Annotated in this window: 1 protein-coding gene; it reads left to right on the forward strand. The window is 68.5% G+C overall.

Features of this window, described 5'->3' with window-relative positions:
- Positions 1–428, forward strand: a 428-nt coding sequence (locus tag HLUSI_RS29265; RefSeq protein ID WP_040503607.1) for an Ig-like domain-containing protein, incomplete at both ends; no start/stop codon positions are given.

The raw sequence follows: 428 nt of genomic DNA on the forward strand, positions 1-428 counted from the left end.
TGGCCAGCGCCAGCGACAGCGGCGCCTCGAACAGCGACGGCATCACCAGCGACAACACGCCCACTTTCACCGGCACCGGCGAGAACGGCAGCACCGTCACCATTTATGACGGCGTCACGCTGCTGGGCACCGCCACCGTCGCCGCCGGCAACTGGAGCTTCACCTCGGGCGCGCTGAGCAACGCCAGCCATACGATCACGGCGGTCGCCTCCGATACCGCCGGCAACACCTCGGCCGCCTCCGCCGCGCTGGTCATCACGGTCGATACCGCCGCGCCGGTCGTCAATACGGTCGGCGTGCCGACCAACGGCACTTACTACACCGGCGGTGCGCTGGACCTGACGGTCAACTTCAACGAGGCGGTCACCGTCGACACCACCAGCGGCATGCCCAGCATCGCCATCACGGTTGGCGGCGCCACCCGTCAA

It is taken from the genome of Herbaspirillum lusitanum P6-12 (assembly GCF_000256565.1).
GTDB classification, from domain to species: domain Bacteria; phylum Pseudomonadota; class Gammaproteobacteria; order Burkholderiales; family Burkholderiaceae_D; genus Herbaspirillum; species Herbaspirillum lusitanum.